Origin of the sequence: Streptomyces sp. NPDC050508, from assembly GCF_040655155.1 — a bacterium.
Taxonomy (GTDB): domain Bacteria; phylum Actinomycetota; class Actinomycetes; order Streptomycetales; family Streptomycetaceae; genus Streptomyces.
Genome location: NZ_JBFAJJ010000002.1, coordinates 474,227 through 490,948, shown reverse-complemented (window position 1 = coordinate 490,948; position 16,722 = coordinate 474,227). Strand labels below are relative to the sequence as shown.

Below are 16,722 nucleotides of genomic sequence, written 5' to 3'. Positions count from 1 at the left end.
GCGTGAGGGGTGGGCTAGGTGGCCACCCACCTCTCCTCGCTGCGGCGGGCCAGCCCCCACAGCGAGGTGAAGTAGACGGCGTGCTGGAACAGGTCGTAGAGCATCTCCGGGACCATCAGCGCGGCCACCAGGATCGCGACGGGTCCCGCGCGGCGTACGGAGACGATCTTCTCGACCACGAAGATCAGGCCGATGGCGGTCCAGAACGGGGAGATGCCCGGGAAGCCGTAGATCGTCGTGTAGGTGGCCATGAAGGTCAGGTAGACGAGGAACGACAGGGCGCCGAAGCCCATCAGGAACTGCTGGAGGAAGTAGCGGGCGGTGACCTTGGTCCAGCCGTAGTCGCGGAGGTTCTCCAGGGCGCCGCGCTGCCAGCGGAGGCGCTGGTGCCAGAGTTTGGGGAGGCTCGTCATGACCTCGGTGGTGACCGCGCAGCCCGCCGGTGACATGGCGCGGTAGCCGAGGGTCTTGACCGCCTTGGTCATCTCGTCGTCCTCGGTGAGGGAGGCGAGGCTGTAGTAGCCGGTGCCGCCGCCTATCAGTCCCGAGTGCCGGGCGGCCTGGACCTCGCGCAGGACGCGGGCGCGGAACATCGTGCCGGTGCCGGTGAGGACCTGGGCCTTGCCGCCGGTGCGGTCCAGCTCCCAGGCGTAGCGCTGGAACTCCATGCGCTGGAGCAGGCCGAGGAGTCCGCCGCCCGGTTCGCCGTAGAAGACTCCGCCGACGGCGCCGACCTTGCGGTTGAAGGTGGCCGTCGCGGTCTCGCTGAACCAGGGGTTGAGGACGGTGTCCGCGTCCTGGACGAGGAGGAGGTCGCGTTCGTCGAGGTGGGGCAGGACCCAGTCGATGGCCTGGTTGAGGGCGCCGGCCTTCTTGTGGGTGTTGCCGTGGGTGGCGAAGACCTCGGCGCCGTGCGAGGCGGCCACGTCGGCGGTGGCGTCGGTGCAGTTGTCGGTGACGACGACGATGAGGTCGGGCTTGCGGGTCTGTCGCCACAGGCCCTCGATCGCGGCGCCGATGCGGTCCGCTTCGTTGTGGGCCGGGATCAGGACCACCAGCCGTGGTTCGGGCACGGCAGCAGCCTCCCCCGTGAAGATCGTGAGACGGGTCCGGGGCTGCCTCTCCCTGGACCCTCAACTGCACAGAGTCTTCACGAGGTTCACACAACCGCACAATACGACTTGCGTCACGGATTGCTCACGGTTGTCTGTGGATGTCTTGTGCGGGCGAATACACCCGAGTGCGGACTGTGCCCCGAATCAGTCGCGGTAGCCGCGCGCGTCATCGTCCTGGCCCAGTCCGCCTCCGAGTACCCGGGACGGCAACACCCGCGCGCCGAGCGGGAGTTGAGTCGACTAACCCTCCAGGAAGGCGACCAGCGCGTTGGCCAGCAGGAACGGGTCGCGGTCGCCGCAGAGTTCGCGGGCGCTGTGCATCGAGAGGATCGCCACGCCGATGTCGACGGTCTTGATGCCGTGCCGGGCCGCGGTGATCGGGCCGATCGTCGTGCCGCACGGCATGGAGTTGTTGGAGACGAAGGTCTGGAAGGGCACCCCGGCCTTCTCGCAGGCGGCGGCGAACACCGCGCGCCCCGAACCGTCCGTGGCGTAGCGGTTGTTGACGTTGACCTTGAGGATCGGTCCGCCGTTGACCCGCGGGTGGTGCGTCGGGTCGTGCCGCTCCGCGTAGTTGGGGTGCACCGCGTGACCCGTGTCGGAGGACAGGCAGACGGTGCCGGCGAAGGCCCGTGCCCGGTCCTCGTAGGACCCGCCGCGCGCGAACACCGAACGCTCCAGCACCCCGCCGAGCAGCGGCCCGTCCGCGCCCGTGTCGGACTGCGAGCCGTTCTCCTCGTGGTCGAAGCCGGCGAGTACGGGGATGTACGGCAGGTCCTCGCGGGTGGCGGCGGAGCCGAGCGCGGCCACGCCCGCGTGCATGGACAGCAGGTTGTCCATGCGCGGACCGGCGACCAGCTCCTGGCCGCGGCCCAGGTAGGCGGGCGCCTCCACGGAGTGCGTCATCAGGTCCCAGCCGGTGACCTCGCCCGGCGCGAGCCCCGACTCCTCCTCCAGGAAGGCGATCAGGTCGCCGTCGCGGATGTCGTCGCCCAGGCCCCAGATCGGCTGGAGGTGCCGCTGCTTGTCCAGCTTGAGCCCGTCCGTCGACACGGAACGGTCCAGGTGGACGGCGAGTTGGGGCACCCTGAGCAGCGGCCGGTCCACGTTCACCAGGCGGGTCGTGCCGTCGCGCAGGGTCAGCCGGCCGGCGAGGCCGAGGTCGCGGTCGAGCCAGGAGTTGAGCAGCGGCCCGCCGTAGATCTCGACGGCGACCTGGCGCCAGCCGTGCGCGCCGGTGTCGGGCCGCGGCTTGACCCGCAGGTTCGGGGAGTCGGTGTGCGCGCCGACGATGCGGAAGGGGGTGTGGGGGACCGCACCTTCGGGGACGAACCAGGCCACGATCGCGCCACCGCGCAGCACGTACTTGCCGCCGCTCGTCCCGTCCCAGGCGTCCGTCTCGGCGACCTGCCTGAATCCGGCCTTCTCCAGCCGCTCGGCGCTGTTCGCCACGGCGTGGTACGGCGTGGGGCTCGCCGCCAGGAAGGACATCAGATCGTCGGTGTGGCCGCGGTCGAAGCGGGAGGGTTCGCTCATGGGGTTCACCTTAACGACGTACGAGGGCCCGCTCCCGGGGGTGGGAGCGGGCCCTCGCAGGGGCGATGTGGGGTTTCGCGAAGCTGTTCCGGTCTGTCCCGGAACGTGGTGCGGTGCTGGTGCGAGGCTGTCTAGAAGGCTGCCTCGTCCAACTCCATCAGGTCCAGTTCTACGCCCTCGGCCACCTTCCGGGCGAGGGTCAGGCCGGGCAGAACGTTCGCCGCGAAGAACTTCGCAGCCGCGATCTTGCCGGTGTAGAAGGCTTTGTCCTTGGCGGACGCGGTCTCCAGCTTCTCGGTGGCGATGGCGGCACCCTTGAGGAGCAGGTAGCCGACGACGACGTCACCGGAGGCGAGCAGCAGGCGGGTGGTGTTGAGGCCCACCTTGTAGATGTTCTTGACGTCCTGCTCGGTCGCCGCGAGGTCGGTCAGCATCAGGCCGACGATGGCCTCCAGCTCGACGGCCGCCTTGGCGAGGTGCTCGCGCGCACCGGCCAGGTCCTCGCCGCCCGTGCCCAGCGCGAGGAACTTCTTGATGTCCTCGGCGAGGGAGTTGAGGGCAGCGCCCTGGTTGCGGACGATCTTCCGGAAGAAGAAGTCCTGGCCCTGGATCGCGGTGGTGCCCTCGTACAGGGTGTCGATCTTGGCGTCCCGGATGTACTGCTCGATCGGGTACTCCTGGAGGAACCCGGAGCCGCCGAAGGTCTGGAGCGACTGGGCGAGCTGCTCGTAGCCCTTCTCGGAGCCGTAGCCCTTGACGATCGGCAGGAGCAGGTCGTTGAGCGCGTGCTCGGTGGACGTGTCCTCGCCCTCGGCCTCCTTGACGGCGATGGCGTCCTGGATCGAGGCGGTGTACAGCACCAGGGCGCGCATGCCCTCGGCGTACGCCTTCTGCGTCATCAGCGAGCGGCGCACGTCCGGGTGGTGCGTGATGGTGACCTTGGGCGCGGCCTTGTCGCCGAAGGCCGCGAGGTCGGAGCCCTGGACGCGCTCCTTGGCGTACTCAAGGGCGTTGAGGTAGCCGGTCGACAGCGTCGAGATGGCCTTCGTGCCGACCATCATGCGGGCGAACTCGATGATCCGGAACATCTGGCGGATGCCGTCGTGCTTGTCACCGATCAGCCAGCCCTTGGCCGGGTGCCGGTCGCCGAAGGTCATCTCGCAGGTGTTGGACGCCTTGAGGCCCATCTTGTGCTCGACGTTCGTCGCGTACACGCCGTTGCGCTCGCCCAGCTCGCCGGTCTCGACGTCGAAGAGGAACTTCGGCACGAGGAAGAGGGAGAGCCCCTTGGTGCCCGGCCCGTGGCCCTCAGGCCGCGCGAGCACGTAGTGGAGGATGTTCTCCTCCATGTCGTGCTCACCGGACGTGATGAAGCGCTTCACGCCCTCGATGTGCCAGGAGCCGTCGTCCTGCTGGATCGCCTTCGTACGGCCCGCGCCGACATCGGAACCCGCGTCGGGCTCGGTCAGCACCATGGTCGAACCCCAGGTCCGCTCCACAGCGAGCTGCGCGATCTTCTTCTGTACGTCGTTGCCCTCGTCGTAGAGGATCCCGGCGAAGGCCGGCCCGGAGCAGTACATCCACACGGCCGGGTTCGCGCCGAGGATCAGCTCCGCGTACGACCAGATCAGGGAGGGCGGAGCGGTCGTACCGCCGATGGCCTCGGGAACCCCCAGCCGCCAGTACTCGGACTCCATGAAGGCCTTGTAGCTCTTCTTGAAGGAGGCGGGCACCGGCGCGGTGTTCGTCTCCGGGTCGAAGACCGGCGGGTTGCGGTCGGCGTCGGTGAAGGACTCCGCCAGCTCGTTCTCCGCGAGCCGGGTCAGCTCCTCCAGGACGCTCTTCGCGGTGTCCGTGTCCATCTCCGCGAACGGACCCGTTCCGTACAGCTTGTCGCGCCCGAGGACCTCGAAGAGGTTGAACTCGATGTCGCGGAGATTCGACTTGTAGTGCCCCATGGCGACGACTCCGTAGAAAGATATGTACGACGAGACTTGTACTAAGCAGTAGCTACGATGATGCTACCCGTCGGTAATAAGACGCAACCCCAAGCCGTCCATGTGTGACTCAGTAGTCTTGGCCGCATGTACGGCTACGACCAGAACGTTGGGGCCCAGCAGGGGTACGTCCCGCCCCAGCAGCAGATGGCCGGTGGCGTGGGCGGCTACGGCCAGCAGCCACCGCTCTACCCCGAGCCGTCCCCGCCCTCGCTCGCGGACGCGGTGCGCGCGTTCACCACCGGGCAGATGGCGGCCGAGGACTTCCAGCAGGTCTTCGCGACCTCCAAGGTCTACTGCCCGCGCGGCGACAACCCGGGCTTCCTCGCGCTGCACAACACCCAGCAGCCGGTGATCCCGATGTTCACCTCGCTCAAGGAGCTGCGCCGCTACGCCGGCAAGGAGTCCAAGTACTTCGTGATCACCGGCGCCGAGGTCATCGACCTGCTGCCGACGGGCTACGGCTTCGTCGTCGACATGGAGGGCGAGCACCGGATGGTGTTCGACGCGAAGGCGGTCGAGCAGATGGTGGAGTTCGCGATGCGGCGGATGTACGGCGGCTAGTCGTCCCACCCCTGTGTGAGCCCGGAGGGAATGCCCTCCGGGCTTCTTCTGTTGTGGGGTAGCAGAAAGTTCAACGCTCAACTAAACTCGACGCACAAGGAGGTCCCGACATGCCTGCAGTGACCGTAGAGAACCCGCTGACCCTGCCCCGCGTGGCCGCGCCGGCCGACGCCGTGGCACGTCCCGTGCTCGCCGTCTCGACCGCGCCCAGCGGTTTCGAGGGTGAGGGCTTCCCGGTGCGCCGCGCGTTCGCCGGGATCAACTACCGCCACCTCGACCCGTTCATCATGATGGACCAGATGGGCGAGGTGGAGTACGCGCCGGGAGAGCCCAAGGGCACCCCCTGGCACCCGCACCGCGGCTTCGAGACCGTCACCTACATCATCGACGGCGTCTTCGACCACCAGGACTCCAACGGCGGCGGCGGCACCATCACCAACGGCGACACCCAGTGGATGACGGCGGGCGCGGGCCTGCTGCACATCGAGGCTCCGCCGGAGTCGCTGGTCGTGTCCGGCGGGCTGTTCCACGGGCTTCAGCTCTGGGTCAACCTGCCTGCCAAGGACAAGATGATGGCCCCGCGCTACCAGGACATCCGCGGCGGCCAGGTCCAGCTGCTCACCACCCCCGACGGCGGCGCGCTCCTGCGGGTCATCGCCGGTGAGCTGGACGGCCACCAGGGCCCCGGCATCACGCACACCCCGATCACGATGATCCACGCGACGGTGGCGCCGGGTGCGGAAGTCACCCTGCCCTGGCGCGAGGACTTCAACGGTGTCGCGTACATCCTGGCGGGCAAGGGCTCCGTCGGTGCCGAGCGGCGCGCGATCCACATGGGCCAGACCGCGGTCTTCGGCGCGGGTTCGTCCCTGACCGTCCGCGCGGACGAGCAGCAGGACGGCAACACCCCGGACCTGGAGGTCGCCATCCTCGGCGGCCAGCCGATCCGCGAGCCGATGGCGCACTACGGCCCGTTCGTCATGAACACCCGCGAGGAGCTTCAGCAGGCGTTCGAGGACTTCCAGAAGGGGCGGTTGGGGACGATCCCGGCCGTGCACGGGATGGGCGAGGGCGGCCTGTAAGCCGTAAGGCACCGTAGAGCGAAAAGTCCGAAGCCCCGTCCGTTTCCGGACGGGGCTTCGCGCATGGTGGGTGCCGCGGCGTCAGGAGGGGTTCAGGACGTTGCCGTTCACGCAGTGGTTCACGGTGTCGCCCAGCCACGAGCCGCCCACCGGTACGACCGCGAGTTCCTGGAAGCACACGGACGCCGCGCTGAAGTTCCAGTTGTTCGCGGCGTTCACGCCGGGACCGAAGTTCGAGTCGTTGTCGGCGTGCGCGACAGGGGCGGCGAAAGCCAGGGCGGCGGCGGGCAGGGCCGCGAGCATCATGATCTTCTTCATGCACCGGCAACGACGGTCCGGAGCCCGCGGATACGCCGCGTCACCTGTCCGGATCCTCCGTCCGGGTGACCCGGGCCCGGCCGGGGCATGAAGGCCCCGCGCCCGGAAAGAGACCGGCTGAACGTTGGCATCGACCGCAAGGAAGTCACCCGTGCGTATCCGCATGAGTCTGGCCGTCGTCATGGCGGCCACCTGTCTCGCCCTGACCGGCGCGGCAAGCCCCTCCCAGGCCCGTACCCCCTCCACCGCACAGGCCGCGAGCGCCGCGCAGCACCGCGCGGACGAGAACTGCGGGGCGGGGGAGATCTGCTTCTGGCACGACAGGAACTACTCGGGCACCCCCTGGCGGTGGAGCCCCGCCTCCGGGTACCGCGACATGCCGTCGAACCTGCACGACCACGTGTACTCCTTCAAGGCCAACGCCAACGCGTGCTTCATCGACTGGGATCCGCAGGAGAAGCGAGCCGTCAACTCCGGTGACTACGCCCAGGCCTACGACACCAACTTCGGCACGAGGATCGACGCGGTGGGCCCGACCTGCTGAGTCCCTGAAGGGCTTCTCCCGTCACCCGGGCGGGCCGTCCTGCCAGGACGGCCCGCCCGATGCGTGATCGGGTGGGACCGTGCAGCTCCTCCCCGATCCGGTACGACGCCTCGCCGCCTGGTGCGCCGTCCTCCTGCTCGTCTCAGGGGTCGTCTACGTCGGGATCCTGCTCTGCGCCGAGTTGAAGACCGCCGTGACGCCCGTGCTGCTCGCCCTGCTCGGCACCGCGCTGCTCGGGCCGTTGCACCGACGGCTGGTGAAGGCCAAGGTCAACCGGTCGGTGGCCGCCGGGATCACCTGTGTCGCCGTCGTCGCCGTGGTCGGCGGGGCCGTGTACATCGTGGTGGCCGCGCTGATCGACACCGGGGACCAGATCGTGTCCTCGCTCAAGGACGCGGGGAACTCCCTGGCGAAGCACTTCGGGGCCGCCGGGACCTCACTGGACGACCTCGCCTCCAACGCCAAGGAACTGCTCACCAAGTTCGGCGGGACGGCCGCCTCGAACGTCATCAGCGGGGTCAGCGTCGTCGGCGAGACCATCGCCATGGCCGTCCTGGCGCTGCTGCTCGTCTTCTTCTTCCTCCGGGATTCCGACCGTGCGGCCGGGCTGCTGCGCTCGCTCGCCCCGCGCGGCGCCGCCGATCTCGTCGAGGCCATGGCTCGCCGTGCCTTCGAGGGCGTCGAGGGATTCATGCGGGGGACCACCGTCATCGCCCTCATCGACGCCCTCTGCATCGGCGTCGGGCTGCTCGTCCTGGACGTGCCGGGGGCGTTCGGCCTGGCCGCGCTCGTCTTCGTCGGCGCCTACATCCCCTACCTGGGCGCTTTTCTCTCCGGCGCCGTCGCCGTGCTGGTCGCGCTCGCCGACCGGGGTGTCGTCATCGCGCTGTGGGCCCTCGGGGTCGTCCTCGCGGTGCAGGTGCTGGAGGGGCATGTGCTGCAGCCGATGATCCAGAGCCGGACCGTGCAGATGCACCCGGCGGTCGTGATGATCGCGATCACCGCGGGCGCGTCCGTGGCCGGAATCCTCGGCATGCTGCTCGCGGTGCCGCTGACCGCGGCCGTCTTCGGTGTCGTCCACGAGCTGCGGGAGCGTTACGCGTCCCAGGACCCGAACTCCGAGACGCCGCCCGGGCCGTCGCCCGCGGTGTCCCCGACGCCGTCGACGCCGTCGGACTCGTAGAGCTCGAACCAGATGCTCTTGCCCTCGCCCCTCGGGTCCACGCCCCAGGTCTCGGCGAGCAGCTCGATCAGCAGCAACCCGCGCCCGGAGGACGCCAGTTCACCGGGGTGCCGCTTGTGCGGGAGGTCGTCGCCGGCGTCCGTGACCTCGACCCGCATCCGCCGCTCACCGGGGTCACCGGCCACCTCCGCGGTCAGGAGGGCGTCGGCGTCCGTGTGCACGAGGACGTTGGTGAGCATCTCGGAGACGAGCAGGACCGCGGAGTCGACCTGGTCGGCGCCGGTCCAGTCGTGGAGGAGTTCGCGCAGCTGCTGCCGGGCCACGGCGATCCGCTCGGGCTCGGCCTGCGCGACCGTGAGCACCGTGCGCCGGATCTTCGTCGGCGCCGTGACCGTGTCGCCGCAGCCGCAGGCCTCGTCCTCCCGGGACAGCAGCAGTACGGCGATGTCGTCCTCGCGGCGGTCGGCGAGCGGCCCGGTGGTGTGGTGCGAGGAGGGCCCGTGGACGGCCTGGACGAGCGCGTCGGCGAGTTCCTCCAGGTCGCCCTTCTGCTCCTCCAGGATCGTCCGGATGCGCAGCCAGCCCGTCTCCAGGTCGTGCCCGCCGGTCTCGATCAACCCATCCGTGCAGATCAGCATGGTCTCGCCGGGCTCCAGGGCGAGCGTGGTCGTCGGATAGTCGGCGTCCGGGTCGATGCCGAGCGGCAGTCCGCCCGCCGTGGGCCGCATCAGCACCGTGCCGTCCGCCATGCGTATCGCCGGGTCGGGATGGCCGGCGCGGGCGATCTCCAGGACGCCGGTCGCCGGGTCGGCCTCGACGTACAGGCAGGTCGCGAAGCGCGGGTCGGCCTTCTCCGCGTCGCCGTTGGTGATGCCGTGCAGGAAGCGGGAGGCGCGGGAGAGGACGGCGTCCGGCCGGTGGCCCTCGGAGGCGTAGGCGCGCAGGGCGATGCGGAGCTGGCCCATCAGCCCGGCGGCGCGCACGTCATGCCCCTGTACGTCGCCGATGACGAGGGCGATCCGGCCTCCCCCAGAGGGGGTGCCCCCAGGCAGCGGAATCATGTCGTACCAGTCGCCGCCGACCTGGAGCCCGCCGCCGGTCGGGATGTAGCGGGCGGCGACGCTCATGCCCGGGATCTCCGGGCCCAGCGTGGGCAGCATCGAGCGCTGGAGCCCGTCGGTCAGTTCCCGCTCGGACTCGGCGACACCGGCGCGGGACAGGGCCTGGGCGAGCATCCGGGCGACGGTGGTGAGGACGGACCGCTCGTCGGGCGTGAAGGCGACCGGGTAGGTGAAGGCGGCCATCCAGGCGCCCATGGTCCGGCCCGCCACGGTCAGCGGCAGGAACGCCCAGGACTGCCGGTGGAAGTGCTGCGCGAGCGGCCAGGTAACCGGGTAGCGCTCCTTGTACTGCTCGGGCGTGGACAGATAGACGGCCCGGCCCGTTCGCACGACCTCGGCGGCCGGATAGTCGGTCACCATGGACATGTGCGAGAACGGGTCCTCGTCGCCCGGCTGATGCCCGTGGTGGCCGATGATCGTCAGACGGTCGCCCGATACGCCGAACACGGCGAGGCCGTCCGGTGAGAAGCCCGGCATCGACAGGCCCGCCGCGACCCGCAGCACCTCGGCCGTGGACCGCGCCTCCGCGAGCGCCCGGCCCGCGTCCAGCAGGAACGCCTCCCGGGACCGCCGCCAGTCACCGGTGACCGCCGTCCGCCCGGCAGGCGTGCCCGGCGTGGGCTCGGTGACCTCCTGGAGGGTGCCGATCAGCTCGAACGACCGCTTCTCGGGGTCGTACGACGGCTTGGAGCGGCTGCGGACGACGCGGATCACGCGGCCCCGCTCGTCCATGATCCGGATGCGTACCTCGGCGAGGGTGCCCTCGGCGACGGCCAGCCCGACGACCCCCGTGATCTCGTTCCAGTCGACGGGGTGGAGTCGGGCCCGGGTCTGGGCCTCCGTGAGGGTGGTCGGCTCGGCGGGCAGCCCGAGCAGCCGTGCGGCCTCGGCGTCCACCGTGACCAGCTCCGAGGCGGTGTCCCAATGCCACAGACCGGTCGCGAGGGCGGCGAGTACCTCCCCCACGGCGGGCAGGGGCTCACCAGTGCGCATTGCCCCACTGTAAGAAGATGAGATCGATAAGTGCCACCGATGGAGTCCGGAGTCAATGGTGGGGAGGCGATCAATGGGTGCCCGGTACCCTTGGGAGGTCCGGGCTCTGGCCCCGGACGTTTCACGTGAAACACTCCCCGATCCGCGAAGGCTGGATGAACGACGATGCATCGGTACAGGTCCCACACCTGCGGCGAGCTCCGCGCCTCTGACGTCGGCACCGACGTCCGGCTGAGCGGCTGGCTGCACAATCGCCGAGACCTGGGCGGCATCCTCTTCATCGATCTGCGCGATCACTACGGCATCACGCAGCTCGTCGCCCGCCCCGGCACGCCCGCGTACGAGGCGCTCGACAAGGTGACCAAGGAGTCGACGGTCCGCGTCGACGGCAAGGTCGTCTCCCGCGGCACGGACAACGTGAACCCGGATCTGCCGACCGGTGAGATCGAGGTCGAGGTCGGCGAGGTCGAGCTGCTCGGCGCCGCCGCCCCGCTCCCCTTCACGATCAACACCGAGGACGGGGTCAACGAGGAGCGGCGCCTGGAGTACCGCTTCCTGGACCTGCGCCGCGAGCGCATGCACCGCAACATCATGCTGCGGTCGTCGGTGATCGCCTCGATCCGCTCGAAGATGGTCGCCCTCGGCTTCAACGAGATGGCCACCCCGATCCTCTCCGCGACCTCCCCCGAGGGCGCGCGCGACTTCGTGGTCCCGTCCCGCCTGAACCCGGGCAAGTTCTACGCCCTTCCGCAGGCGCCGCAGCAGTTCAAGCAGCTGCTGATGATCTCCGGCTTCGACCGCTACTTCCAGATCGCGCCCTGCTTCCGCGACGAGGACGCCCGCGCGGACCGCTCGCCGGGCGAGTTCTACCAGCTCGACGTCGAGATGAGCTTCGTGGAGCAGGAAGACGTCTTCCAGCCCATCGAGAAGCTCATGACGGAGCTGTTCGAGGAGTTCGGCGGCGGCCAGCCGGTCACCTCCCCGTTCCCCCGCATCCCGTTCCGCGAGTCGATGCTGAAGTACGGCTCCGACAAGCCGGACCTGCGCGCGAAGCTCGAACTCACCGACATCACGGATGTGTTCGAGGGCTCGGAGTTCAAGGCCTTCGCCGGCAAGCACGTGCGCGCGCTGCCGGTGCCGGACGTGGCGGAGCAGTCCCGCAAGTTCTTCGACCAGCTCGGCGACTTCGCGGTCACCCTCGGCGCGAAGGGCCTGGCGTGGGTCCGTGTGACCGAGGACGGCTCGCTGACGGGCCCGATCGCGAAGTTCCTGACGGAGGAGAACGTCGCCGAGCTGACCAAGCGCCTGTCGCTGGCCCCCGGCCACGCTGTGTTCTTCGGCGCGGGCGAGTTCGAAGAGGTCTCGAAGATCATGGGCGCGGTCCGCGTCGAGGCCGCCAAGCGCGCCGGCCACTTCGAGGAAGGCGTCTTCCGCTTCTGCTGGATCGTCGACTTCCCGATGTACGAGAAGGACGAGGAGACGGGGAAGATCGACTTCTCGCACAACCCGTTCTCGATGCCGCAGGGCGGCCTGGAGGCTCTGGAGACCCAGGACCCGCTGGACATCCTGGGCTGGCAGTACGACATCGTCTGCAACGGCGTGGAGCTGTCCTCCGGAGCGATCCGGAACCACGAGCCCGAGATCATGCTCAAGGCCTTCGAGATCGCGGGCTACGACCGTGACACCGTCGAGGAGCAGTTCGCGGGCATGCTGCGCGCGTTCCGCTTCGGCGCCCCGCCGCACGGCGGGATCGCCCCCGGCGTCGACCGCATCGTCATGCTGCTCGCGGAGGAGCCCAACATCCGCGAGACGATCGCGTTCCCGCTCAACGGCAACGCGCAGGACCTGATGATGGGCGCGCCGACGGAGCTGGACGAGACGCGACTGCGCGAGCTGCACCTGTCGGTGCGGAAGCCGCAGCCGAAGTAGTTCGTCGTTCTGGTCCGCCTGGTCCGCTGAAGCGGGGGCTCGAAACCGGCAGCGGTTTCGAGCCCTTTCGCTTGTGCACAGGATTCACAGCGCATTCTCATGTTCATGCCACGTCGGGCGCCCCTAGCGTCCCCGGCATGACGGATTCCCCAGTACCCCCAGTACCCCCCATGGATTCTGAAGTCCCCGAGGACAGGGGCCAGTTGGCGCGTCGTACGGTCCTGGTGGCCGGCGGTGTGGCGGTGACGGCGGTGGGCGTCGCCGGAGCGCTGTCGGTGAGCGCCTCGGCGCAGGAGAACGCTCCGCATCCGCATCCGCCGAAAGCGACCGCCTCGGGGGAGGCGTGCTACACGCTCACGTCGGAGCTGGTCGAGGGCCCGTACTACATCGACGCGGACAAGATCCGCCGCGATGTGACCGAGGACCAGGAGGGCATCCCGCTCACCCTCGACCTCAAGGTGATCGACGCGGACACGTGCAGACCGCTCCGCAACGCGGCCGTGGACATCTGGCACTGCAACGCGACGGGCGTCTACTCGGGCTACGAGGCGGGCAGCGGTGGCGGTGGCGGCCCGGCCCCCACGGGCACCCCGACCGGCACCCCCACCGGCACCCCGACGGGTGGCCCGCCGCCCGGTGGCGGCGGAGGCCACCAGGCACCGACCGACGCCGACCGCTTCCTGCGCGGCACCTGGCACACGGACCGCCACGGCCAGGTCACCTTCAAGACGGTGTTCCCGGGTTGGTACCAGGGCCGCTGTGTCCACATCCACGTCAAGGTGCACGTGGACGGCGAGTGGACCGACGCGGGCTACGAGGGCGGCCACACCTGCTTCACGGGCCAGCTGTTCTTCGACGAGAAGTCGGTGCTGGCGTCGGCGGCCCTGGAGCCGTACGCCTCGAACACGACGACCCGCACGACGCTTACGGAGGACGGGATCTATCCCCAAAACGGCCACGAGGGCGGCCTGCTGTACCTCAAGTACGACAGGCGGCACATCGGGCGGGGTGTGCGGGGGCGGCTGACGCTGGGTGTGGTGCCGGCCGAGACGAATGACGGGGAGGGCGGCGGGGGGCCGGGCGGCCCGAGCGCGTCGGCTTCTGCTTCGCCGTCGGCCTCGGCGAGCTGACAGGCGCGCCGACCCGCACCGACCCGCACCGACCTCGTATGTCTTCCACCCCTCCCGTTTCCCCCACCATGGAAACCTCGCAGCGGACGCACAGGAATATCGATGTGCCTGCACAGAGGCAGGGCGTGTCATGGACGTACGAGGTCGGACCGCCCGGCCCCGTGGACCATGGGAACGCCGGGAGGAAGCGATGGGATACATCGTGCTCGCACTGCTGTTGATCACCGGGGCGGCGTTCGCTGTCGCCGTGCAACGTCGCTCGCACCGGGCGCGGGGCGTGTCCGGCGGCCTGTCCGACCTGGACGCGGAGGTCGAGGCCAGCGGCTGGGTACTGCGGCTCGGCGCGAGCCTGTCGGTCCCCGAGGCGAGGATCTGGGCCGGGGCCGGCGAAACGGCGACGCAAGCGCTGACCGACGCTGCGGAGTGCCACCGCGCGGCAGGCGCCCAACTGTCCGCGGCCCACACGGCGGACGAGTACGCCAAGGCGACGCGGGTGGCCAAGGAGGGCCTCGCCCATATCGCTACGGCGCGGGCGGCGTTGGGCGTGGCCGTAGCGGTGTGAGAGCCCAGCGAGTTGCGGGAGTTCAGCTACGGCGTTGCCACCAGCGGTGTCTTACGCACGGCCCGCCCGGTCGGCCTTGAGTCGTCAGGCCTGGTCGGTGCCGGCCTGGGACTGCGGTGCCTCGGGGCTCTCGACGAACAGGTCTTTCGCCGTGGAGGCGGTCAGGGAGCGGTCGAACCAGAGGGTGAGGGTGTCGAGGTCGGTGCAGGAGGTGATGCGCTCACGGATGTCCTCGGGGACGTCGATGCCGTGCTTTTCCAGCACACGCAGGATGAACGAGGCACCTTCCTCGGCTTTGCCCTCCGTCTTGCCTTCGGCCTTCCCCTCGGCTTTGCCCTCCAGATACTTCTCCTCGAACAGCGTCCCGTGCCCCGGGAAGTGGGTGATGACGTTCGACATCAGGTCTCTCCATTTCTCCTTGGCCGGAGTGTTCTCCAGGCCGACTTCCATCACCTCGAACCAGTACGCCGTGGTGTCCGGATCGAATGACAGGAGGCCACGGACCATCGCTTCCAGTATGGCGGGCGCTCTGCGGTCATCGCTATGGACGATCGCCGAGAGCACGGAGAGCGCCGGCTGCCGGGTCACCATCGACTCGTCGGTGATCACCGGGACAGTGCCGGGTCCCAGCACGAACGGGCGCGTGATCTGGGTCGTCCACGGGCCGACAGCGCACTCGAAGGGACCGGCTGCCCACTTCGCCGTCGGCCGGTCCCGACAGACGGCCACCAGCAGCACCGGCATGTCGTATTTCGCGCTGAGGTGCGCCACGTAGTAGGCCCAGCTCTTTGCCTTGTCCGGGTCCTTCTTGGTCTGGGACTCGATGGCGAGCAGGAAGCTCTCTCCCATGGCGGGTTCGAACTTGAGCACGGTGTCCACGCGGCGCTCCAAGGGCCGGATCTCGGTGGCGTCAGGCGTGATCGAGCCGAAGTCCGACTTCTCGGGCGGTGGGATGCCCAGTGACTCGAAGACGAGGGTGAGGGCCTCCGGATGCTCCTGGAAGAGCCGGTGGGTCGCCTCGTGGGTTGATGTGACCATGTGCGCAACCTAGGTGGATCAAGGACCGGGCTGTCCGGCCGATCGGGATGGGTTCACTCTTTCGAGGGGCGAGTGAACGGTCAGGCGGCCGTGGTCAGTTCGCACCAGACGTACTTGCCCTTGCTGCCGTTCCTGGACAGCGGCTGCCAGCCCCAGAGGTCGGCGCAGGCCTTGACGAGGCCCAGACCCCGGCCCTCCTCCTCGTCCAGGAGATTGGTCAACTCCCTTGGTGGTTCCGGGGGTTCGGGGTCCGCGTCCCAGGCGCCGATACGGAGGGTGCCGGGTTTCCAGGAGACCCGAAGGGTTACAGGGCCTTTCGTGTGGCGTACGGCGTTGGAGACCAGCTCCGTTGCCAGGAGTTCGGCGGTGTCGACCAGGCCGATCAGTCCGTGCATCGTCAGGATCAGGCGGAGGGTGCGGCGGCTGACGGTGACGGCGCGGAGGTCTTGGGGGATGGTGAGGGTGTATTCCCAAGGGGCAGCTGCGGCGGCTGGTTCTTCGGTTTCGGGCATGCGTGACTCCTGGTCGGGGAGGGGGAGTTGGCGTGTGCTGCGGGTGCGTGGGCGGTGGCTTGTCGCGGCCGTCGTGGCATGGCGGGGCGGTGCGCTTCCGGGGTCCCGGTGTTCCGCAGGGTGTGCGTCGCGTCACTGACGGTAGAGGAGAGATTTCTCCTCGCGCAAGCTGTTCGCGTAACCTGGCACCCGAACGAGGGCTTCAACAGGGCCTGTGAGCAGTGCCGTTGAGGGGATGAGCAGCATGGCGCCGAGAAGTCAGCCCACTGCCCGGCAAGTGCGACTGGGGACTGAGCTGCGCAAGTTGCGGGTCTCCGCGGGAATGTCGGCTCGTGAGGTGGTGGAGATCCTGTCCTCGACCTCTGCGCAGATGAGCCAGGTCGAGGCTGGCCTGTCGGGGGTCAGCGAAGAGCGCCTACGTAAGCTCGCGGGGCTCTACGGCTGTGGAGACGAGGTGCTGATCGAGGCGCTGGTGGAGATGGCGACGGATCGTACGCGTGGCTGGTGGGAGGAGTACCGCGACGCACTCCCGCCCGAGTTCCTCGATCTGGCGGAGCTGGAGAACCACGCGCGCTTCATTCAGGTGATCGCCACTGCCCATGTGCCGGGGCTGCTACAGACCGAGGAGTACGCGCGAGCGGTGTTCGCGTACTGGGTTCCGCCGCTGCCGGACCGCGAGCTGGAGCTTTGGGTTACGTACCGCATGCGCCGCCAACAGATCCTCTCGCGTGACAACGCGGCTCCGTACGAGGCGGTCCTGCACGAGTCCGTACTTCGCACTCGTGTCGCGGACAGGCGGGTGGCGCGCGCCCAACTCGACGAGCTGGTACGGAAATCGGAGCACCCTAGCGTCTCGGTGCGGGTGATTCCCTTTGACGTGGACGGGTTCGCCGGGGCGAGTTCGTCGTTGATGTATGCGGCTGGCAGGGTGCCCACGTTGGACACGGTGCAGCGGGACACCCCCTACGGCTCCGCCTTCCTGGATGCCGCTGCCCAACTCCACGACATGCGAACGCTCTTCCGTAAGGTTGAAGAAGCGTCCCTTGACCCCATCAGGTCGCGGGACTTCATCCACCGGCTGTCGAAGGAGCTGTAGGC

The 16,722-nt window shown here is 69.1% G+C and carries 15 protein-coding genes; 8 read left to right on the top strand and 7 right to left on the bottom strand.

Annotated elements, in window-relative coordinates; all coding sequences use genetic code 11:
- Positions 1-14: 14 nt before the first annotated feature.
- The 3 genes from AB0I69_RS07380 to AB0I69_RS07370 form a co-directional block, all read right to left on the bottom strand.
- Complete coding sequence (locus AB0I69_RS07380) at positions 15-1,073, bottom strand: glycosyltransferase family 2 protein (RefSeq protein ID WP_363094602.1); 1,059 nt, start codon at positions 1,071-1,073, stop codon at positions 15-17.
- Positions 1,074-1,355: 282 nt separating this feature from the next.
- On the bottom strand, positions 1,356-2,651 hold the full coding sequence (locus tag AB0I69_RS07375; protein ID WP_363094601.1) for a M18 family aminopeptidase: 1,296 nt from the start codon (positions 2,649-2,651) through the stop codon (positions 1,356-1,358).
- Between the two features lie 131 nt (positions 2,652-2,782).
- Positions 2,783-4,609 (bottom strand): acyl-CoA dehydrogenase, encoded by a 1,827-nt coding sequence (locus tag AB0I69_RS07370; protein WP_363094600.1) that lies wholly within the window; start codon positions 4,607-4,609, stop codon positions 2,783-2,785.
- Between the two features lie 126 nt (positions 4,610-4,735).
- Here AB0I69_RS07370 and AB0I69_RS07365 point away from each other — a divergent pair, with 126 nt between their 5' ends.
- Positions 4,736-5,212 (top strand): SseB family protein, encoded by a 477-nt coding sequence (locus AB0I69_RS07365; RefSeq protein ID WP_363094599.1) that lies wholly within the window; start codon positions 4,736-4,738, stop codon positions 5,210-5,212.
- Positions 5,213-5,322: 110 nt separating this feature from the next.
- Positions 5,323-6,294 carry a pirin family protein gene (locus AB0I69_RS07360; protein WP_363094598.1) on the top strand — a complete coding sequence of 324 codons (972 nt, stop codon included), beginning with the start codon at positions 5,323-5,325 and terminating at the stop codon, positions 6,292-6,294.
- A gap of 81 nt (positions 6,295-6,375) precedes the next feature.
- On the opposite strand, the gene AB0I69_RS07355 is transcribed toward AB0I69_RS07360, so the two are convergent.
- On the bottom strand, positions 6,376-6,612 hold the full coding sequence (locus AB0I69_RS07355) for a hypothetical protein (RefSeq protein WP_363094597.1): 237 nt from the start codon (positions 6,610-6,612) through the stop codon (positions 6,376-6,378).
- 151 nt (positions 6,613-6,763) lie between these two features.
- On the opposite strand from AB0I69_RS07355, the gene AB0I69_RS07350 reads away from it, so the two are divergent.
- Positions 6,764-7,156, top strand: a complete 393-nt coding sequence (locus AB0I69_RS07350; RefSeq protein ID WP_363094596.1) for a peptidase inhibitor family I36 protein — start codon at positions 6,764-6,766, stop codon at positions 7,154-7,156.
- 79 nt (positions 7,157-7,235) lie between these two features.
- Positions 7,236-8,339 carry an AI-2E family transporter gene (locus AB0I69_RS07345; protein ID WP_363094595.1) on the top strand — a complete coding sequence of 368 codons (1,104 nt, stop codon included), beginning with the start codon at positions 7,236-7,238 and terminating at the stop codon, positions 8,337-8,339.
- Here the strand turns inward: AB0I69_RS07345 and AB0I69_RS07340 are convergent.
- Positions 8,252-10,453 carry a SpoIIE family protein phosphatase gene (locus AB0I69_RS07340; RefSeq protein WP_363094594.1) on the bottom strand — a complete coding sequence of 734 codons (2,202 nt, stop codon included), beginning with the start codon at positions 10,451-10,453 and terminating at the stop codon, positions 8,252-8,254. The genes AB0I69_RS07345 and AB0I69_RS07340 overlap by 88 nt on opposite strands.
- A gap of 165 nt (positions 10,454-10,618) precedes the next feature.
- Here AB0I69_RS07340 and aspS point away from each other — a divergent pair, with 165 nt between their 5' ends.
- From aspS to AB0I69_RS07325, 3 genes are all read left to right on the top strand, one after another.
- Entirely contained in the window at positions 10,619-12,382 is a 1,764-nt protein-coding gene (gene aspS / locus AB0I69_RS07335; RefSeq protein WP_363094593.1) for an aspartate--tRNA ligase, read from the top strand.
- A gap of 170 nt (positions 12,383-12,552) precedes the next feature.
- Positions 12,553-13,512, top strand: coding sequence for an intradiol ring-cleavage dioxygenase (locus tag AB0I69_RS07330; protein ID WP_363094592.1), 960 nt, complete (start codon positions 12,553-12,555; stop codon positions 13,510-13,512).
- Positions 13,513-13,702: 190 nt separating this feature from the next.
- Complete coding sequence (locus AB0I69_RS07325) at positions 13,703-14,074, top strand: hypothetical protein (protein ID WP_363094591.1); 372 nt, start codon at positions 13,703-13,705, stop codon at positions 14,072-14,074.
- Between the two features lie 84 nt (positions 14,075-14,158).
- Here AB0I69_RS07325 and AB0I69_RS07320 read toward each other — a convergent pair whose 3' ends face one another.
- Together AB0I69_RS07320 and AB0I69_RS07315 are read right to left on the bottom strand one after the other, a co-directional pair.
- Positions 14,159-15,112 carry a hypothetical protein gene (locus AB0I69_RS07320; RefSeq protein ID WP_363094590.1) on the bottom strand — a complete coding sequence of 318 codons (954 nt, stop codon included), beginning with the start codon at positions 15,110-15,112 and terminating at the stop codon, positions 14,159-14,161.
- 80 nt (positions 15,113-15,192) lie between these two features.
- Positions 15,193-15,624 (bottom strand): ATP-binding protein, encoded by a 432-nt coding sequence (locus AB0I69_RS07315; RefSeq protein ID WP_363094589.1) that lies wholly within the window; start codon positions 15,622-15,624, stop codon positions 15,193-15,195.
- 244 nt (positions 15,625-15,868) lie between these two features.
- Between AB0I69_RS07315 and AB0I69_RS07310 the strand changes: the two genes are divergently transcribed.
- Entirely contained in the window at positions 15,869-16,720 is an 852-nt protein-coding gene (locus AB0I69_RS07310; RefSeq protein ID WP_363095023.1) for a helix-turn-helix transcriptional regulator, read from the top strand.
- The last annotated feature ends 2 nt before the right edge of the window (positions 16,721-16,722 follow it).

What these genes read in the sequence shown, in the direction of transcription:
- AB0I69_RS07375 (WP_363094601.1), bottom strand. Translation starts at nt 2,651, where the DNA reads ATGAGCGAACCCTCCCGCTTCGACCGCGGCCACACCGACGATCTGATG.
- AB0I69_RS07370 (WP_363094600.1), bottom strand. Translation starts at nt 4,609, where the DNA reads ATGGGGCACTACAAGTCGAATCTCCGCGACATCGAGTTCAACCTCTTC.
- AB0I69_RS07365 (WP_363094599.1), top strand. Translation starts at nt 4,736, where the DNA reads ATGTACGGCTACGACCAGAACGTTGGGGCCCAGCAGGGGTACGTCCCG.
- AB0I69_RS07360 (WP_363094598.1), top strand. Translation starts at nt 5,323, where the DNA reads ATGCCTGCAGTGACCGTAGAGAACCCGCTGACCCTGCCCCGCGTGGCC.
- AB0I69_RS07355 (WP_363094597.1), bottom strand. Translation starts at nt 6,612, where the DNA reads ATGAAGAAGATCATGATGCTCGCGGCCCTGCCCGCCGCCGCCCTGGCT.
- AB0I69_RS07340 (WP_363094594.1), bottom strand. Translation starts at nt 10,453, where the DNA reads ATGCGCACTGGTGAGCCCCTGCCCGCCGTGGGGGAGGTACTCGCCGCC.
- aspS (WP_363094593.1), top strand. Translation starts at nt 10,619, where the DNA reads ATGCATCGGTACAGGTCCCACACCTGCGGCGAGCTCCGCGCCTCTGAC.
- AB0I69_RS07330 (WP_363094592.1), top strand. Translation starts at nt 12,553, where the DNA reads ATGGATTCTGAAGTCCCCGAGGACAGGGGCCAGTTGGCGCGTCGTACG.
- AB0I69_RS07325 (WP_363094591.1), top strand. Translation starts at nt 13,703, where the DNA reads ATGGGATACATCGTGCTCGCACTGCTGTTGATCACCGGGGCGGCGTTC.
- AB0I69_RS07320 (WP_363094590.1), bottom strand. Translation starts at nt 15,112, where the DNA reads ATGGTCACATCAACCCACGAGGCGACCCACCGGCTCTTCCAGGAGCAT.
- AB0I69_RS07315 (WP_363094589.1), bottom strand. Translation starts at nt 15,624, where the DNA reads ATGCCCGAAACCGAAGAACCAGCCGCCGCAGCTGCCCCTTGGGAATAC.
- AB0I69_RS07310 (WP_363095023.1), top strand. Translation starts at nt 15,869, where the DNA reads ATGGCGCCGAGAAGTCAGCCCACTGCCCGGCAAGTGCGACTGGGGACT.